This is a genomic window from Actinomadura sp. WMMB 499, from assembly GCF_008824145.1.
In the GTDB taxonomy this organism is placed as follows: domain Bacteria; phylum Actinomycetota; class Actinomycetes; order Streptosporangiales; family Streptosporangiaceae; genus Spirillospora.
In genome coordinates, this window is sequence record NZ_CP044407.1 from 5,266,979 (window position 1) to 5,283,186 (window position 16,208).

At 71.4% G+C, this 16,208-nt stretch carries 17 protein-coding genes and 1 pseudogene; 9 read left to right on the top strand and 9 right to left on the bottom strand.

All coding sequences use genetic code 11. From position 1 onward, the window contains the following. Positions 1-39: 39 nt before the first annotated feature. Complete coding sequence (locus F7P10_RS23490) at positions 40-372, bottom strand: hypothetical protein (RefSeq protein WP_151012274.1); 333 nt, start codon at positions 370-372, stop codon at positions 40-42. Further along, positions 360-752 (bottom strand): ATP-binding protein, encoded by a 393-nt coding sequence (locus tag F7P10_RS23495; protein ID WP_151012276.1) that lies wholly within the window; start codon positions 750-752, stop codon positions 360-362. The genes F7P10_RS23490 and F7P10_RS23495 overlap by 13 nt, the downstream gene beginning before the upstream one ends. A 196-nt stretch (positions 753-948) precedes the next feature. On the opposite strand from F7P10_RS23495, the gene F7P10_RS23500 reads away from it, so the two are divergent. The 3 genes from F7P10_RS23500 to F7P10_RS23510 all read left to right on the top strand — a co-directional run bounded on the left by F7P10_RS23500 (position 949) and on the right by F7P10_RS23510 (position 2,545). Continuing rightward, a complete protein-coding gene (locus F7P10_RS23500; protein WP_151012278.1) occupies positions 949-1,755 on the top strand; it encodes a helix-turn-helix transcriptional regulator in 807 nt (268 codons plus the stop codon). Then, positions 1,746-1,931, top strand: a complete 186-nt coding sequence (locus F7P10_RS23505; RefSeq protein WP_151012279.1) for a DUF397 domain-containing protein — start codon at positions 1,746-1,748, stop codon at positions 1,929-1,931. The genes F7P10_RS23500 and F7P10_RS23505 overlap by 10 nt, the downstream gene beginning before the upstream one ends. A gap of 131 nt (positions 1,932-2,062) precedes the next feature. Further along, on the top strand, positions 2,063-2,545 hold the full coding sequence (locus F7P10_RS23510; RefSeq protein ID WP_151012281.1) for a nuclear transport factor 2 family protein: 483 nt from the start codon (positions 2,063-2,065) through the stop codon (positions 2,543-2,545). Positions 2,546-2,621: 76 nt separating this feature from the next. On the opposite strand, the gene F7P10_RS23515 is transcribed toward F7P10_RS23510, so the two are convergent. Next, a complete protein-coding gene (locus F7P10_RS23515) occupies positions 2,622-3,089 on the bottom strand; it encodes a MarR family winged helix-turn-helix transcriptional regulator (protein ID WP_151012283.1) in 468 nt (155 codons plus the stop codon). A 173-nt stretch (positions 3,090-3,262) separates the two neighbouring features. Then, positions 3,263-4,222: a DUF5996 family protein gene (locus F7P10_RS23520; protein ID WP_151018247.1), complete on the bottom strand. Its 960-nt coding sequence runs from the start codon at positions 4,220-4,222 to the stop codon at positions 3,263-3,265. 426 nt (positions 4,223-4,648) lie between these two features. Between F7P10_RS23520 and F7P10_RS23525 the strand changes: the two genes are divergently transcribed. Together F7P10_RS23525 and F7P10_RS23530 are read left to right on the top strand one after the other, a co-directional pair. After that, positions 4,649-4,957 carry a GNAT family N-acetyltransferase gene (locus F7P10_RS23525; RefSeq protein ID WP_151012285.1) on the top strand — a complete coding sequence of 103 codons (309 nt, stop codon included), beginning with the start codon at positions 4,649-4,651 and terminating at the stop codon, positions 4,955-4,957. 31 nt (positions 4,958-4,988) lie between these two features. Next, positions 4,989-5,239 (top strand): annotated as a pseudogene (locus F7P10_RS23530) ((4Fe-4S)-binding protein). Between the two features lie 184 nt (positions 5,240-5,423). On the opposite strand, the gene F7P10_RS23535 reads toward F7P10_RS23530, so the two are convergent. Then, the gene (locus F7P10_RS23535; RefSeq protein WP_151012287.1) at positions 5,424-5,873 is read right to left on the bottom strand and encodes an NUDIX domain-containing protein; all 450 of its coding nucleotides are present in this window, start codon (positions 5,871-5,873) and stop codon (positions 5,424-5,426) included. Positions 5,874-5,913: 40 nt separating this feature from the next. Next, on the bottom strand, positions 5,914-6,531 hold the full coding sequence (locus tag F7P10_RS23540) for a TetR/AcrR family transcriptional regulator (RefSeq protein ID WP_254715975.1): 618 nt from the start codon (positions 6,529-6,531) through the stop codon (positions 5,914-5,916). A gap of 114 nt (positions 6,532-6,645) precedes the next feature. On the opposite strand from F7P10_RS23540, the gene F7P10_RS23545 reads away from it, so the two are divergent. From F7P10_RS23545 to F7P10_RS23555, 3 genes are all read left to right on the top strand, one after another. Then, a complete protein-coding gene (locus tag F7P10_RS23545) occupies positions 6,646-8,205 on the top strand; it encodes an MDR family MFS transporter (RefSeq protein WP_151012289.1) in 1,560 nt (519 codons plus the stop codon). A 111-nt stretch (positions 8,206-8,316) separates the two neighbouring features. After that, the gene (locus F7P10_RS23550) at positions 8,317-9,903 is read left to right on the top strand and encodes an AMP-binding protein (protein WP_151012291.1); all 1,587 of its coding nucleotides are present in this window, start codon (positions 8,317-8,319) and stop codon (positions 9,901-9,903) included. Positions 9,904-10,062: 159 nt separating this feature from the next. Continuing rightward, on the top strand, positions 10,063-11,142 hold the full coding sequence (locus tag F7P10_RS23555) for a hypothetical protein (RefSeq protein WP_151012293.1): 1,080 nt from the start codon (positions 10,063-10,065) through the stop codon (positions 11,140-11,142). Here F7P10_RS23555 and F7P10_RS42640 read toward each other — a convergent pair. From F7P10_RS42640 to F7P10_RS23570, 3 genes are all read right to left on the bottom strand, one after another. Next, on the bottom strand, positions 11,134-11,739 hold the full coding sequence (locus F7P10_RS42640) for a DUF4232 domain-containing protein (protein ID WP_176611630.1): 606 nt from the start codon (positions 11,737-11,739) through the stop codon (positions 11,134-11,136). The genes F7P10_RS23555 and F7P10_RS42640 overlap by 9 nt on opposite strands. A 41-nt stretch (positions 11,740-11,780) precedes the next feature. Continuing rightward, the gene (locus tag F7P10_RS23565; RefSeq protein WP_254715976.1) at positions 11,781-13,010 is read right to left on the bottom strand and encodes a helix-turn-helix domain-containing protein; all 1,230 of its coding nucleotides are present in this window, start codon (positions 13,008-13,010) and stop codon (positions 11,781-11,783) included. 173 nt (positions 13,011-13,183) lie between these two features. Continuing rightward, on the bottom strand, positions 13,184-14,359 hold the full coding sequence (locus F7P10_RS23570; protein ID WP_176611631.1) for a serine hydrolase: 1,176 nt from the start codon (positions 14,357-14,359) through the stop codon (positions 13,184-13,186). Between the two features lie 303 nt (positions 14,360-14,662). On the opposite strand from F7P10_RS23570, the gene F7P10_RS23575 reads away from it, so the two are divergent. Continuing rightward, the gene (locus tag F7P10_RS23575) at positions 14,663-16,207 is read left to right on the top strand and encodes a dolichyl-phosphate-mannose--protein mannosyltransferase (protein ID WP_151012299.1); all 1,545 of its coding nucleotides are present in this window, start codon (positions 14,663-14,665) and stop codon (positions 16,205-16,207) included. Position 16,208: the final 1 nt, after the last annotated feature.

Here is a 16,208-nt window from a genome sequence, read left to right on the forward strand (position 1 = left end):
CGACCGTCCCGACGGTCGCGTCGGGCACCGGATCCGGCGTCACCAGGTGGCGGGGAACATGCGGTGCTTGAGGAGACGATCCACCAGTTCGGCGGCACCCTCGACATCATCGCAAGGACAGAAACGCCCCCGTCCGGCCTCGTAGTAGGCCCACCCGCCCCCGGGGACCGCCCGGACGCCGACCGCGACGCGCACGTGCCCGCGCGGCCCGAACGCGAACACCCACAGCAGCGCCGGCCGAACCGGAAGCTCGTCTGCGGCGTACAGCGCGACGCACTGGTAGCCCATCGGACGGAGCACGACCGCGAGCGCATCCAGATGGCCGACCGCCGTGGCCCGCCCCCGCCACGTCCGGCTGCTCAGAGCGCGCACCAGACGACCTTCCCCGTCTCGTACAGCGGACGGACGCCCCAGGCCCGGACGAGCCCGATGATCAGCGGCAGCCCGCGCCCGCCCGTCGCGTCGGGGTTCTCCGGACGGACGACGGGCAGCGCGTCCCCCTCGTCCCACACCTCCAACCGAACGGCCCGCTCCGGCTCGTCGAGAAGGACCCGAACGACGATAAGACCGATACCCACGTGCCTGTGCGCATTGGTCACGAGTTCCGTCACGACGAGGCGTCCCACGAAGTCATCGGCGACCCCGAGCGCCCGGAAGTGCTCGGAGATGAACCGCCGCGCCTGTCCGGGCGCCCGATCGGACGAAGCGAGGACGAGCGTCGGCGTCTCTGGTGCGAAAGCCGCAACGGACATCGAAAGGTCCCTCCCGCGATGGTGCGGCTGACCTCGGACACGCCTTCCATCTGGCCGGATCGCGCCAAAGTCACCCTGTGTGCCTGAACGACCACCATGAAGTCACGACGGGACGTAATCTCATCAGCGAGTCGCCGATTAGCCACATACGGGTAGCGGGTGTAACCGGGTTACTAGCAATGTGAGGTGGATCGACATGTCTCCGAGCAGCAGCGACCGGCCGAAGATCGATCCCGAACTCCTGGGGTTCGGGTCGGAGATCAAACGCTTCCGTGAGGCGGCGAACCTGAACCAGGAAGAACTGGCGAAGCGGGTCAACGTCGCGCGCTCCTACATCAGTCACGTCGAGTGCGGACGGACCAGGTGCCGGAGAGACTTCGCCGCCCGACTCGACGAGGTCCTCGACGCGGACAACGCGATCGTCGAAGCCTGGGACGTCCTGCTCGAGAAGATCAAGGTCGTCCGGTACCCGACGCACTTCGTCTCCTTCCCGAAGGCCGAGGCGACGGCGGACCAGCTGCGGGTCTACGAGAGCCACCTCGTCTACGGCCTCTTTCAGACCGAGGCGTATGCCCGTGTCCTGCTGGTCGACGATGACGCCGTGGCGACCCGGATGCGTCGGCAGGAACTCCTGAACCGCCACCCCCGTCCCATGATCAGCGTGGTGATGGAGGAGAGCATCCTGTATCGCGAGGTCGGCTCGAAGGAGATCATGCGAGAGCAGCTCAAGTCGCTGATCGAGGTTTCCCGACGGGAAGAGATCTATCTCCAGGTAGCCAGAACTGCCTACTATCGAGGTGTCCGATCGTCCTTCCACGTCGCCACCCAGGCCGACCGGAACGAAGTCGCCTACATCGTCAAAGCGAACGGCGGTGAAACCACACGGGACCCGTATGAGCTGGGAAAACTTGGCAAGGTGATGAACACGCTGAATACCCGGGCACTCAACACGGCCGATACGCGGACGTTCATTGGAAGGGTGATCGAGGACAGATGGACCTGAGTGAGTCGACCTGGCGCAAGGCGTCTCGTAGCCACGACGACGGTGACGCCTGCATCGAGGTGGCACCCGTCCGTGAACTCATCGCCGTCCGTGACAGCAAGCACCCTGACGGCCCCAAGCTCGTGGTGAGCCGCAGCGACTTCCGGCGTCTCGCGGAGACGATCAAGAACCTCTGACGCCCGGCAGTTGTCCACGGAGGACTGAGCAACTCGCGCGCTGGCCCGTTGGGCGGACGTCCGCCGCCCTGCCGCAACCAGATCCGCCAGGGCGGGGTTCCCAGTGTCGTAGTCGACGACGGGAGCAGGCGATGGCGACGGGAACACCGGCGGACGAGCGGCGCGTAGTCGCGGCCGACGAGGCGTGGGCGGTGATGGAGAAGTTCTATGCGGCCGAGGCGGCGTACTTGGCCGCAGGCGGGTACGGCAAGGCCGACTACGACCAGGTCGCCGCGTACCTCGATCCGGACGTCGTACTGCATCAGGCGCCGGGCCTGCCGTTCACCGGAACCGGGACGTGGCGCGGTCGGGACGGCATGGAGCGCTTCTTGGCGCGCTTCAGCGAGGTCTGGGAGTCGATGGAGTTCCTGGACCAGGAGCACTGGGGCGGCAACGACACCCTCGTCGTGCACAACCGGGTGCGGTTCCGCTCCCGGGCCACCGGCCGTGAGATCGAGACGCTGATCGTTCAACTGATCACCCTACGAGACGGCCGCATGCTCGAATGCCGCCCCTTCTACTGGAACCCCGCAGCCATCACCGAAACCTGCGATCACTCTCCGGTTCAGGAATGACCGGAGCCCGCAAGCGATCAGCCGACGGTGTCCGCTTGCGGGCTCCTGGAGTGAACGCGCGGGATGGCTCGCTCGTTCAGTCCGGCTGCTTTTCCATGTGGTCCGAGACGCGCCTGGTGAGCCGTGCGAAGGTGCTGAGCTGGTTCGGTGTCAGGGCGTCGATGAACAGGCGGCGGACGTGCTCGACGTGCATCGGCGCGGCCTCCTCGATCGCCTCGTAGCCGGCCGGGGTGGCGACGACGAACGCTCCGCGCCCGTCATCGGGGCATTCCTCCCTGGCCACGAGTCCGCGTTTGATCATCCGCGAGACCTGGTGGGACATTCGGCTCTTCTCCCACTCCACGCGTTTGGCCAGCTCCAGGAGGCGCATCCGGCCGCCGTCCGATTCGGTGAGATTGACGAGCACGGCGTAATCGGAAGCGGACATTCCAGAGTCGGCCTGAATGAGACGGGACAGCCGTCCGATGAGCGTCTCCTGCATGCGGATGAAGCTTTCCCAGGCGAGTTTCTCCTCCGGATTGAGCCAGCGTGGCGTCGCGTCCATGGACGCAGTGTAACGAGATGGTTGACACCTCACCCAATCGAGTGAGGGTGACCGGCAGGCGAGCCCGGTGAGGCGACGTCCGTTGTCACCGAGCCGCTGCGGCTCAGGCCCCGTCCCGGTGCAGGTGCCGGACGGCCGCGGCGCGCTCGCCGCCGGACGGTCATACGGCCCGGTCAATCATCGTCGTTTCCTTGAAGCGCAGGGGGCCGGTGCCACCGGAAGGGGTCGTCTTCCAGTGCGGGGCGGTCCCACTGTCCACGGTTCGCGGCGGCTTCGTAGGTGGTGTGGAGGAACTCGGCGACCGCGCGGTCCGGGTCGGGCGCGGCACGGGCGGCTTCGTACGGCAGCAGGAACTGCTGGAATTCGGTACTGAAGTACGCGCCCTCGGGGCCGACCGGCTGATCGGCGAATCCTTCGGGTTCGGGGTAGGCGTAGGAGTAGAAAGCGCCTTCCTCGCCACCACCGGGCCAGAACCCGCAGCTGGACAGTTCCCGGGAGTAGCCCTCGACCATGACCCAGTCGCCGCAGTTGGGCACTCCGCCCGGATGCGGCGGGGCCGACCGCCCGGAGAAGCGGGTGCAGGCGAGATCCATCCCTCCCCAGAAGAAGTGCACCGGACTGACCTTGCCGACGAAATGCGATCGGAACTCGCCGATCACACGGTTCGCCTGCAGCAGTTGCCGCCAGAACAGGGCGGCCGCCTCGCCGTCGTAGGAGGCGTGGTGGTGGTCCTCGGCAAAGGGAAGCGCCGGCTCGACCTCGTTGGGGTGCGGGCGGATCGGTGCCTCGATCCCGAGCTGGTCGAGCATGTCCAGGATCTGGTTGTAGAACTCGGCGACCGACATGGGTCGCAGCGGGAAGCTCCGCCCACCGCCGTCACTGCTGCGGATCTCGAGCCGGTGGCCGACGAAGTCGAACTCGATCTCGAAGACCCCCGCCCGGTACGGGATGGCCGAAGTCGTCAACCCGCGCGGGCTGACGTACAGGGTCACATGCCACCAGTGGTTGACCAGCGGAGCGTGGGCCATGCGGATCTTCCCCACGATCTGGGTCCACATGTGCAAGGTGTCGCGGGTCGGCCCCCACTCCGAGACCCGCAGGCTCGGCCAGGTCATCGTCGACGGATTGATCAACGGTTTCAGCCTCCATCGCATGGAACGAAGCAGATCGTGGTCGCCGGTCTGTCGGTCCCGCCGCACCCTTCATGGCGATCACGACGCCCGCGTGAGCGGTGCCTCGCGTTCCGCGAGGGCACGCGACGACCAGTGTTGTTGATACGTCATCCAGAGAATAGATGATAGGTCAACCTTTTTCACCACCCCGCGTGGCCGGGGATGGTGGGGGCGGGGTGAGCTGCTTGGTTGACGCGTCAAGTACCGAGCAGAGGGTGGTTGATGTATCATCTACTTGCCCGGCGTGGGCACGTGCGAGGGCATCGCCGGGGTCGAGATCGACGGCGGCCCGTCTGCGCCTCAGAGCAGGAATTCCGAGACGTTGATAGATCAACTCAATTGGGCAGTGCTGCGGCCTGCCCGACCGGCCCAGGAGGAGGAGGAGATATGGCGGTCGAAGTGAGCGACGTGCCCGAGGCGAAGCGCTACGAGGCCCGTGTCGACGGAGAGTCCGAGGTCGCGGGCATCGCGGAGTACATCCGGACGCCGGAACTCGTCGCGTTCGTGCACACCGAGGTCCCGCCGGAGTACGAGGGCAGGGGAGTCGGTTCCGCCCTGGTCCGCACCGCCCTCGACGAAGCGCGGGCCGCGGGCTTGCGGGTCCTGCCGACCTGTCCCTTCTTCGCGGGCTGGATCGCCCGGCACCCCGAGTACCAGGACCTGCTGTACAAGTCCCGTAGCAATGTCAGCGATTGAACGGTCGGACACGACGGTGACGGAGGCCGGTATGAGCGGTGGATCCGAAAAGAAGTCCTACAAGGGGCAGTCGATCACGGTCACCTTCGAGGCCGGGCGCTGCCGGCACGCCGCCGAATGCGTCCGTGGTCTGCCCGAGGTGTTCGACCCGGCCCGGCGCCCGTGGATCAGCCGGACGGTGCACCCGCCGATCGAGTGGCCGAGGTCGTGGAGCGCTGCCCCTCGGGTGCGCTCCAGTACCGACGCACGGACGGCGAGGCGTCGGACATGGACTCCGCCTGACACGAGAAAAGGGCGGGACGATCGTGCGGGATGTCGGGGCCACGCCCCGCAGCACACACGCCCAGAGCGTCGCCCGCTTGTGGGGAATTCCGTGTGCACTGGACCGAGGGCATCATCACGCTGCCCTCGCAAGGGCTTCCAAGGGGCCGAGGCTGCCGGGGCGTCGCAGCGGGCGACGCGCGCGTCACAGGCCGATCGCCGACTTGGGCCCCATGTAGGAGCCGGCGCCCGGCCAGCCCTGGAGGGCCAGCTCGATGAATCGATCGCTGAACCCCAGATCGGGCAGCTTGCCGAGTGGCACGAACTCCACGCCGCGGATCGGGCGGGTGTCGGCGCCGACCTTGACGTCCCCGACGGCGCCGCCCACCCGGCGTGCGTCGAACGTCATGTGCACGACGTGGGTGTCCTCGCCGGGAAGATGGTCGCAGACGTAGAGCAGCCGTCCCGGTTCGACGTCCAAGCCGGTTTCCTCCCGTGTCTCCCGGACGAGGGCGTCGGCGAGCGGCTCCCCGTGCTCGACCTTCCCTCCCGGAAGTGACCAGGCGCGACCGGTGTCGGTGTCCTGGTCGAGGAGCAGGAGCCGGCCGTCCTCGATGACGACCGCGGTGACTCTGACAGCGATGCGTGCGCCCATCCCGGCACCGTATGCCCAGAGCGACTCCGGTGGTCAGTGGTCAATCGAAGGCTCGGGACATTTCGTCGAGGTGTTCGTCCGCTACGACGGCGAGGGGGCGGCGCGGATGCTGCTCGATCCACGCGAGGGAGCCGATGCGGAGCGACGACATGAAGGCGCCCGCGAGGATCCGGGGACGCGGGCTGTCGGGGGGCGATCCGTCCCGTTCGGCGATGAGGGCGGCCAGCGAGCGTTCGATGTCGGCCCAGCGCGCGAGTTGGCGGGCCAGGACGGACGGGTGCGCGCGCGCCAACCGGGCCTGTGCGGCCCACTCCGGGTCCGGTTCGCCGATCTCCTCCATGAGCGCGTGCAAGGAGTTTCGTAGGGCGGGCCAAGCGCGTTCGGAGGGCGGCCGGGACTGGAAGGTTCGCATGAGCGACTGCATGCGTTCGGCGTCGCCGTAGAGGACCGCGTCCTCCTTGGCGGCGAAGTAGTTCGAGAAGGTGCGGCGGGAGACGTCCGCGGCGTCGGCGATGGCCTCGACGGTGACGTTGTCGAGCCCGTGTTCGATGGTGAGGCGGATCGCGGCCCGGTGCAGGGCGCGCCGCGTCGCCTCCTTCTTGCGCTCGCGCAGGCTCTCCATGTCCTCCAGCACCCTACTGTGTACGGGGAGTTGCACTCTGAGAAACTTTGCGCAGTGGGAATAAATTCCCGGTGGGCGGCCTTGAAGGTCTCGTTCCCACTACCTGTCCGGAGGCGTCCCTTGAGTGTGCCTGCCCCGTCGCCAGCGCCGATGTCGCGGCGGCAGATCCTGGAGGCCCTGAGCGGCCTGCTGCTGGTGCTGTTCGTCGCGATGCTCAGCGCGACGGTCGTGTCGACGGCGCTGCCGCAGATCATCGGGTCGCTGAAGGGCAGCCAGTCGCAGTACACGTGGGTCGTCACGGCGACCCTGCTGGTGTCGACGGCCAGCACCCCGATCTGGGGGAAGCTCGCGGATCTGTACAGCAAGAAGCTGCTGCTGCAGATCGCGATCGTGATCTTCATCGTGGCGTCGCTGGCGTCCGGGTTCGCGCAGAACACCGAGCAGTTGATCGCCGCGCGGGCGGTGCAGGGCCTGGGCATGGGCGCGCTGCAGATCCTCGTGCAGATCATCATGGCCGCGATGATCAGCCCGCGGGACCGGGGCCGGTACTACGGCTACCTGGGCGGGGTGATGGCGGCCGCGACGGTCGGCGGGCCCCTGCTCGGGGGACTGATCGTCGACACGTCGTGGCTGGGGTGGCGCTGGTGCTTCTTCATCGGCGTGCCGATCTCGGTGGTCGCGCTGGTGATGCTGCAGAAGACGCTGAAGCTGCCGGTGCTCGAGCGGGACGACGTCAAGATCGACTACTGGGGCGCGGCGCTGATCGCGGGCGGTGTCAGCACCCTGCTGATCTGGGTGACCTTCGTCGGCGGCAGCTTCGCGTGGCTGTCGTGGCAGACCGCGGCGATGGTGGCCGGGGGGCTGGCGCTGCTGGCGGTCGCGGTGTGGGTCGAGACGCGGGTGCGCGAGCCGATCGTGCCGCTGGACATCGTGGTGCGGCGCAACACCGCGCTGGCGATCGTCGCGAGCCTGGCGGTGGGCATGGCCATGTTCGGCGGGGCCGTGTTCCTCGGGCAGTACTTCCAGATCGGGCGCGGGTTCAGCCCGACGAAGGCCGGGCTGCTGACGTTCCCGATGATGCTGGGCGTCCTGGGGTCGTCGACGATCGCGGGGCGGCTGGCGACCAAGACCGGGACGGTCAAGCGGTACATCGTCACCGGGGCGTTCGTGCTCACGGCCGGGTTCGCGATGCTGTCGTTCATCGACCACGAGACGTCGCTGGTGTACGTCGGCGCGGGGATGTTCCTGGTCGGCGCGGGCGTCGGCATGACGATGCAGAACCTCGTGCTGGTCGTGCAGAACTCGGTGCGGCTGGACGAGATCGGCGCGGCGAGCGGCACGGTGACGTTCTTCCGCTCGCTGGGCGGGACGATCGGCGTGTCGGTGCTCGGGGCGGTGCTGGCGAGCAAGGTGTCCGACCACATCGCCGAGGGCCTCGCGAAGCTCGGGGTGCCGGCGTCGCAGCGCGCGGGCGCGGGCGGCGACCTGGACGTCGCGGCGCTGCCGGGCCCGGTGCAAGAGGTCGTCCGGGCCGCGTACGGGGACGCGACGGGGCACATCTTCCTGATCTCCACGGCCATCGCCGTGGTGGGGATCGCCGCCGCCGTGGCGCTGAAGCCGGTGCGGCTGCGGGAGAGCCTCGACCTGCCCGAGCCGGACGAGCCGGACGCGGCGGACGCGGGCGTCCCGGCGAAGCTCGGCGGCGCGTGACCTTGTCACCCCGCTGACAAGGCGGAACGCGAAGAGCTGGGTTGAGATAGAAGAAACCGGTACTTCCCCATCCGTACGGTCGGAAATTCCAACGACGATGGGGAGCACTCGATGAGCGGAGAGTTCGGGCGCCGCACGGCGTCGGTCGCGCGGGCGGGCGGGATGTTCGCCCGGAGCGGGCTGTGGCGTCCGGGTCCGCCGCTCCGGGTGGCCCGCCAGCTCGGCGCCCTGCGCAAGTGGGGCACCGTGCTCGGCGGGACGGTCGTGTCCGCCGCGGCCCGCGACCCGGACCGGGTCGCGATCATCGACCATCTCGGCGAGCTGACCTACGGGGAGCTCGACGCCCGGACCGACCGGCTCGCCGCGCAGGTGCGCGGGAAGGTCGTGGCGGTGCTGTGCCGGAACCACCGGGGGATGATCGAGGCGCTGGCCGCGTGCGGGAAGGCGGGCGCGGACCTGGTGCTGATGAACACGGGGATGAGCGTCGAGCAGCTCGTCGTGGTCGTCGCGGAGCAGCGGGTCGGCGTGGTGATCGCCGACGAGGAGTTCGCCGGGTTCCTGGAGGCGCTGCCGGACGGCGTCCGCGCGATCACCGACGCGGAGCTGGAGGCGCTCGTCGCCGCACCGGACGGCGCGCGGCTCGACCCGCCCGGCAAGACCGGACGGACGATCGTGCTCAGTTCGGGCACGACCGGCAGCCCGAAGGGGGCGGACCGCAAGTCGCGGCCGGGGCTGTCGCCGCTGACGTCGATCCTGTCGCGCATCCCGTACCGGGTGCACGAGCGCATGTTCATCGAGGCGCCGCTGTTCCACACGTGGGGATACGCGATGCTGCAGGTCGCGATCTCGCTGCGCGCGACGATCGTGCTGCGGCCCCGGTTCGACCCGGCGGAGACGCTGCGGACGATCGCGGCGACGGAGGCGACCGCGCTGGTGGCCGTCCCGGTGATGCTGCAGCGCGTCCTGGACCAGGAGGAGCGGCCGGACGTGCCGTCGCTGCGGATCGCGGCGGTCAGCGGGTCGGCGCTGCCCGCGGCGCTGGCGACCGCGTTCATGGACGAGTTCGGCGACGTCCTCTACAACCTGTACGGGTCGACGGAGGCGTCGTGGGTGACGATCGCGACGCCCGCGGACCTGCGCGCCGCCCCGGACACCGCGGGGACGCCGCCGCCCGGGACGCGGCTGGCGATCCTGGACGACGCGGGCGAACCGGTCCCGGCGGGGACGGTCGGGCGGATCTTCGCCGCGAACGAGCTGCTGTTCGCCGGGTACACCTCCGGCGGCACGAAGGAGATGCGCGACGGGATGATCGGCCTCGGCGACGTGGGCCGGATCGACGAGCGCGGCCGGCTGTTCGTGCACGGACGGGACGACGACATGATCGTGTCCGGTGGCGAGAACGTGTTCCCGGGGGCGATCGAGGAGGTCATCGAGGGCCTGCCCGAGGTGCGGGAGGTCGCGGTCACGGGAGTGCCGGACGAGGAGTTCGGGCAGCGCGCGGCGGCGTTCGTCGTCCTGCGGGACGGTGCGTCGCTCGACGCGGACGCCGTGCGGGCGCACGTCCGCGATCACCTTGCACGGTTCGCCGTCCCGCGCGACGTGCATTTCGTGGACGAACTGCCGCGGAACGCGACGGGGAAAGTCGTCCGGCGGCGGTTGTCCGGCGATCCTGAATCCGATTCACGAACTGTCACCTAGACGCACAAAAGCGCGAGCATCTCCGTGCTTCGCGGCGCATCGCCGTCCGGGATCCCCATGTCACCATCCGTTTAAGAAACGTTATCCGCCTGGTGAGCGGGAGTTCGGGCGCTTCGCGGCGATCCGGCCCCGCGGGAGCCGCGCCTCCGGAGGTGCGCCATGTACGCGGTCGTCCTCGCCTGCACCGCGCAGGCCGTCTACATCGTCGCCTTCGTCCTGTTCAAGACGTCCGTCGCGGGCATGGACCCGATCAGCGGGCGGCACCCGCTGCGCCTCGCGGCCGAGCTGGTGCGGCACCCGAGCTGGCTCGCGGCCGTCTTCCTGCTGATCGGCGGGTTCGCGCTCTCCGCCGCCGCACTGGTCACGCTGCCGGTGGTGGCCGCCCTGCCCGCCTACGGCCTCAGCCTGGTGCTGCTGCTCGCGGTCGGGATGGCCGGGTTCGGCGAGCGGCCGACGCCGCGCGAGTGGCGGGCGGTGCTGATCACGGTCGCCGCGATGGTGACGGCCGCGCTGTCGGTGCTGCCGGGACACGGCCAGTCCCTCGCCGATGCCCTGCACCGGACGGGCGGCGGGGACGCGGCGGGCGCGCTGCCGCTCGCGGCGGCGGCGCTGGTGTTCGTGCCGTCGCTCGCCGTGCCGATCTGGATGTTCAGCGTCCGCGACCGTCCCGTCGCGGGCCGCCACGCGCGTCCCGTCACCGGGATCGCCTACGGGGTCGGCGCGGGCGTCCTGCTCGGCGCGACCGAGGCGTTCGGGCTGGGGACGGCGATGCTGCTGGCGGACGGCGCGGGGTTCGGGGTCCTGGCCACGCCGCACCCGTACCTGTTCCTGCCGGCGGGCGTGCTCGGCCTCGGGCTGGTGTCGATCGGGCTGCAGCGCTGCCGGCTCACGATCATCGTCACGGTCGTGACCGTGACCGCGAAGACGCACCTGCTGCTGTCGGCGACGCTGCTGTTCGGCGAGCCGTGGCCGGGCGACACCGTGCCGTTCGCGCTGCGGGTCGCGGGCGTCCTGCTGGCCGTCCTGGCGCTGCTCGCGTTCCCGCGCCACGAGCGCCGCCGGATCGGCGGGGACGGGACGTCCGGGACCGTCGGGGCGCGGCGCGCCGTCCGTCCGGGTCCGGGGCCGGGGCCGGGCGTCCCGCAGAGCCCGCCGCCGGCGGGATGGCCCGTCCGCCCGGTCGCGGCGCGGCCCGACGGGCAGTGGACGGTCCCGCACGACCCGCGCGTGTCACGGTAGCGACCAGGCGGTCGCCTCCAGGCGCCCGGTGGTGCCGAGGTCGAGCCCGCCGGGGACGCGGACGGCGAGCGGGCCGCGGCCGTCCGCCGGGACGACCTCGAGGAACGCGCCGTTCACGTTCGTCCCGTGCGTCACCGTGTTCCGCCACGTCACCACGATCGACGCCGTCTTGCCGGGGCGCACGCCGATCGGCTTCGGGCCCGGATCGGGGACGGTCGCCGAGCCCTCGACGATCCGCACCTCGAACGGCTCCCGGTTCTCGCCGAGCACGCGCAGCGCCGGGTAGCCGTTCAACCGGACGGTCGCGTCGCCGCAGTTCACGAGCGTGACCCGCATCCCGCGCAGCCCCGTCGCCGCGTCCGGCTCCCGCGCCTCGAGCCGCACGCCGTCCGGCGAGCAGGCCGTCCGCTCGAACCGCGGGCCGCGCGGCGACGGGAGCGGTGAAACGGCCCCCGGCGACGCCGCCACGGTGGACGGGACGGGCACGGCCCCGCCCGCGTCCGGCGGGTCGTGGACCTCGGAGCCGCACCCCGCGGCGAGGGCGACGGCCGCGGCGAGCGCGGCCGTCCGGAGCGAAAACCGGGAGGAAAGGGACACCCGTCGATCCTCCCAGACCTCCCGGCCCCCCGGACCGGCGGTCAGCGGGTCCGGGCGGGGACGCCGCGCAGGTGCGCGGCGCGCAGCGCGACCTCGATGCCGAACCGGGCCTCCGGATCGGCCAGCTCGTCGCCGAAGGTCTGCTCGATCTTGCGCATCCGGTACCGGACGGTCTGCGGGTGGATGTGCAGCTCCGCGGCGATCTCGGCGGCGGTGCCGCGGGTGACCAGCCAGGTCCGCAGCGTCTCGGTCAGCCGGTCCTGCTGCCCGCGCGTCATCCCGTCCAGGATCCCGAGCCGCCGCCGGGTCAGCTGCTCGACCAGCGCCGGGTCGGCGAACAGCCACAGGGTGACCAGATGGTCCTCGCAGCGCACCACCCGGTCGCCGACCACGCCGTCCAGCGCGAGCGCGAGGGCGCGGCGGGCCCAGCGCAGCGAGTCGGCCGCCTGGTCCGGCGGGACGGTCAGGCCGATCGCGGCACGGCGGCCCGGCAGCGCCGCGTCCAGCATCGCGCGGCGCGCGGGCGTGCAGCGCCCCGGGACGAGCAGGTGCGGCGCGCCGGTCTCGAGGTCGGCGAGGACGTCGTCGGCGAGCGCCGTCCACACGCACCGCGACTCGGGTTCGACGGCGACGAGCGTCACCTCGTCCGGCATCGCCCACCCGGCCGCCTGCGCGGCCTGCGCGATCTCGGCGGCGTCCTGCGGGCCGCGGTCCAGGAGGCGGCGCAGCAGCCGGCGCCGCCGCTCGTCCAGCGCCGGGATCGGCCGCTCGCGCGCCTCCAGGTACCCCTCGAGGGACAGCGCCGCCAGCTCGTCGAGGAAGCTGAACAGCGCGTCGGCGAGCCGGGACATGACGGCCGAGGAGATGTCGTGCCGCGGCGCGACCTTCATCACGCGCCGCCACGCGACCTGCCCGCCGATCCGGTACGCGGCCTGCAGGGTGTCGAGCGTGCGGCCCTCGTGCGCCTCGTACTGCCCGAGCATCCGGGCCGTCCGGGCGAGTTCCCCCGCGGCGCCGGGCGCGGGCGCGGGCGCGCCGGGCGGCGCGGCGACGCGGTCGACGAACGCGGCGAGGTTGTGCTCCACGCTGAGCCGCAGCACCTGCCCGTACGGGCCGTCCAGCGGACGCGCGTAGTCGGGGATGCCGCGGCGGATCTCGGTGATGATCTCGCCGGCGAGGCTGGGCAGTTCGGGACGCATGAGCCGGGCGAGGCGCGGCGGGACCCGTCCCGCCCGCTCGGCGGGGCCTCCGGCTTCGACGGTTCTGGACACGGGCACCTCCGTCTCCGTTCCGGGCGGCCGGGGCTGGTCCGGCCGTGATCCCCGACCGTACGCACGGTGCCCGCGCCGTTTCTTTAGGGCGCGGGCACAAAACGCGAAGATCACTGCTCAGCCGGTTACAAGAAGGCGAGCAGCGATCTTCGCGCGGTCCCCGCCGCGGCGCGTTACGAGCAGAACGCCGCGTCGGCGGCCTTCGCGAGGCCGGCGCGGAACTCCGCGTCGTCCTCCAGCGCCGACTCGTTGTAGGTGATCACGGCCTGGCGCTTCCCGTCGGCGCTGGTGTAGGTCCAGGTGCGGTAGCCGGGGAAGCCGCCGTCGTGGCCCCACGCGGGGCCGCAGGAGAACGCGATCCGCGCGACGCCGAGGCCGTAGTCCTCGACGATCCCGCCGTCGTCGACGGGCCGGACGGTCGTCAGCTCGCGCATCTGCGCGCGCGGGAGCAGCCGTCCGGTGAACAGGGCCCGGTGGAAGCGCGCGACGTCGTCGACCGTCGAGACGATGCCGCCGGACGCCCGCGCGCTCGACGGGCTCACCAGCGTGCTGACGTCCCCGAAGTCGTAGTAGTAGCCGTGGACGTACGGGCCGGGGAACGCCGTGCTCGTCTCCGGGTAGGACGTATGCCGCAGCCGCAGCGGCCGGAAGATCCGGTTCTCGTACTCCTGCCCGACGGCGTTGCCGGTCACCCGCTCGATGATCATCCCGGCCAGGACGTAGTTGGTGTTCGAGTAGTTCCAGTCCGTGCCGGGCACGTAGTGCGGCGGGGTCTCCATCGCGATCCCGACCAGCTCCGCGGGCGTCCAGGTGCGGGACGGCTCGGCGAAGATGCGCGGATCGGACGTGTAGTCGTGCAGGCCGCTCGTCTGCGCGAGCAGCTGCCGCACGGTGATCTCCGAGCCGTCGTTGCCGTTGCCCCGGACCAGGCCCGGCAGCCACTCCTCCACCGTGTTGTCGAGGGACAGCCGGCCCTCGGCGGCGAGCTGCAGCACGACCGTCGAGGTGAACGACTTGGTGACGCTGGCGATGCGGAACAGCAGCCGGTGGTCCATGGGGCGTCCGGTCGCCTTGTCCGACACCCCGGCGGTGGCGTGCAGGACGTGCGGGCCCCGGCGGGTCATGATCGTCACGCCGGGTGCGCCGTCCGCGACGAGCCGGTCCGCCCACGCCTCGACCGTCCGGTCGTGCTGCCCGAGGCCGTGCCCATGCCCGTGCCCGTGCCCGTGCCCGTGGCCGGGGCGGTCGCGGGGCGGCGCGGCCTGGGCGGCGGGGACGGCGGCGGCGACGGTCGTGGCTGCGGTCGCGGCGGCGGCGACGGCCAGCGCGGCGCGGCGGATGCGGGACATGGGGCCTCCTGAGAGTCGGTCCGACGTGATCGACTCTTCCGGTGCGCCCCCGCGCCCGCACTGGGCCCAGGCACCGGCGCCGGGGTGTACCTGACGACACCCCCTCCCCGAAAGTTGTCTCCGGACGACAATTTCTCGAAGAAAGCGCTCGGCTCCCGCAAAGGTCATCACTCGGCTGCGGAATGCGGCCGATTTCTTCGTCGTGAACTCGATTTATCGGGCGGTCCGGTGCTCGTTACGGTCCTGAAACTCCCGGCCGGGCCGCGCCCCCGGCCGGGACCGTGGCGAAAGGTGGGCGACGACGTGACCGCCTCGGCAGCGCTGGAGGAGACCGGACCCGCGGCGGACGAGCCGTCGCCGGGCCGGGGCCGCCGCGTGCCGTGGTCCTGGCTCGGGCCGCTGCTGGTGTCGGCCGCCGCCGGGGCGCTGGTGCTCCACCGGCTCGGCGAGCCGCACGCGCTCGTGTGGGACGAGACGTACTACGCCAAGGACGCGTGGTCGCTGCTGCACTTCGGCGTCGAGCACAACTGGAACGTCGACCGGGAGGGCGCGCCCGCGAACGGGCACTTCCTCGCCGGGCACCCGGAGGCGGGGCTGGCGCGCGGCGGCGAGTGGGCGGCGCACCCGCCGCTCGGCAAGTGGGTCATCGCGGCCGGGATCGCGCTGCTCGGCGCGGGCCCGTCCGGGTTCCGCGCGGCCGCCGCGCTCGCGGGCGTCCTGACCGTGCTGATCCTCGCGCGCACCGCCCGCCGGATGACCGGCTCGACGCTCCTCGGCTGCGCGGCGGGCCTGCTGCTCGCCCTGGACGGCACGTGGCTCGTGTCGAGCCGCCTCGCGATGCTCGACGCGTTCCTGCTGCTGTGGATCGTCGCCGGGTTCGGGTGCCTGGTCGTCGACCGCGACCGGACGCGCGCCGCCCTCACCGGCGGCGCCGACCGGTTCCTCGGACGCCGGTGGCGGTTCGCGGCCGGGCTCTGCTTCGGCCTGGCCTGCGCGACGAAATGGTCCGCCGTCTACGTGGTGGCGTTCCTGTGGGTGCTGGTCCTGCTGTGGGACCGGCGGGCGCGCCGGGACGCGGGCGCGGCGCGCCCCTGGCGGGCGACGGCGAGACGCGACGTCCCGCTGTCGCTCGTCCAGTTCTGGCTGGTGGCGGGCGGGGTCTACCTGGCGAGCTGGTGGGGCTGGTTCGCGTCCGGGACGGGCCTGCAGCAGGCGATCTTCGGGCGGCGGGTCCCCGGCTTCCAGCGGGACTGGGCCGCGCACCACCCGAGCGACCTGTGGCCGTCGTTCCTCGACCCCCTCCGGTCGCTGTGGCACTACCACGCGATGACGCTCGACTTCCACGCGAGCGTCACCGAGCCGAACCCGACGCAGTCCTGGCCGTGGGACTGGCCGTGGCTCGGGCAACCCACCGCGATGTACCGGGCCGCGTCGGACGGCTGCGGCACCGAGTTCTGCGTCGCCGGGATCACCCACGTCGGGACGCCCGCGATCTGGTGGGCGTCGATCGCGGCGCTGATCGCCGTCGCCGCGCTCGTCCGGGGCCGGTGGGCCGGGGCCGTGGTCGGCGGCTACCTGGCGTGCTGGCTGCCCTGGCTGCCCGCCGCGCTCGACGACCGCACGATGTACTCCACGTACGCGCTGCCGATGCTGCCGTTCGCCGTCCTGGCGCTCGTCCTGCTCGGGCAGCGGATCCACGCCCGCCTGCCGAGCACCGCACGCGTCGCGGGGGCCGCGTACGTGCTGGTCGTGGCGGCGAACCTGCTCTACCTGCATCCGATCCTGACGGCCGAACCGCTCCCGGAGCCCGCGCGGCAGGCGCGCCTGTGGCTCCCCGGCCGGGACTGAC

Excerpts from the sequence above, each read along its gene's own strand:
- F7P10_RS23495 (WP_151012276.1), bottom strand. The coding sequence starts at position 752 with ATGTCCGTTGCGGCTTTCGCACCAGAGACGCCGACGCTCGTCCTCGCT.
- F7P10_RS23500 (WP_151012278.1), top strand. The coding sequence starts at position 949 with ATGTCTCCGAGCAGCAGCGACCGGCCGAAGATCGATCCCGAACTCCTG.
- F7P10_RS23505 (WP_151012279.1), top strand. The coding sequence starts at position 1,746 with ATGGACCTGAGTGAGTCGACCTGGCGCAAGGCGTCTCGTAGCCACGAC.
- F7P10_RS23510 (WP_151012281.1), top strand. The coding sequence starts at position 2,063 with ATGGCGACGGGAACACCGGCGGACGAGCGGCGCGTAGTCGCGGCCGAC.
- F7P10_RS23515 (WP_151012283.1), bottom strand. The coding sequence starts at position 3,089 with ATGGACGCGACGCCACGCTGGCTCAATCCGGAGGAGAAACTCGCCTGG.
- F7P10_RS23525 (WP_151012285.1), top strand. The coding sequence starts at position 4,649 with ATGGCGGTCGAAGTGAGCGACGTGCCCGAGGCGAAGCGCTACGAGGCC.
- F7P10_RS23535 (WP_151012287.1), bottom strand. The coding sequence starts at position 5,873 with ATGGGCGCACGCATCGCTGTCAGAGTCACCGCGGTCGTCATCGAGGAC.
- F7P10_RS23545 (WP_151012289.1), top strand. The coding sequence starts at position 6,646 with ATGTCGCGGCGGCAGATCCTGGAGGCCCTGAGCGGCCTGCTGCTGGTG.
- F7P10_RS23550 (WP_151012291.1), top strand. The coding sequence starts at position 8,317 with ATGAGCGGAGAGTTCGGGCGCCGCACGGCGTCGGTCGCGCGGGCGGGC.
- F7P10_RS23555 (WP_151012293.1), top strand. The coding sequence starts at position 10,063 with ATGTACGCGGTCGTCCTCGCCTGCACCGCGCAGGCCGTCTACATCGTC.
- F7P10_RS23570 (WP_176611631.1), bottom strand. The coding sequence starts at position 14,359 with ATGTCCCGCATCCGCCGCGCCGCGCTGGCCGTCGCCGCCGCCGCGACC.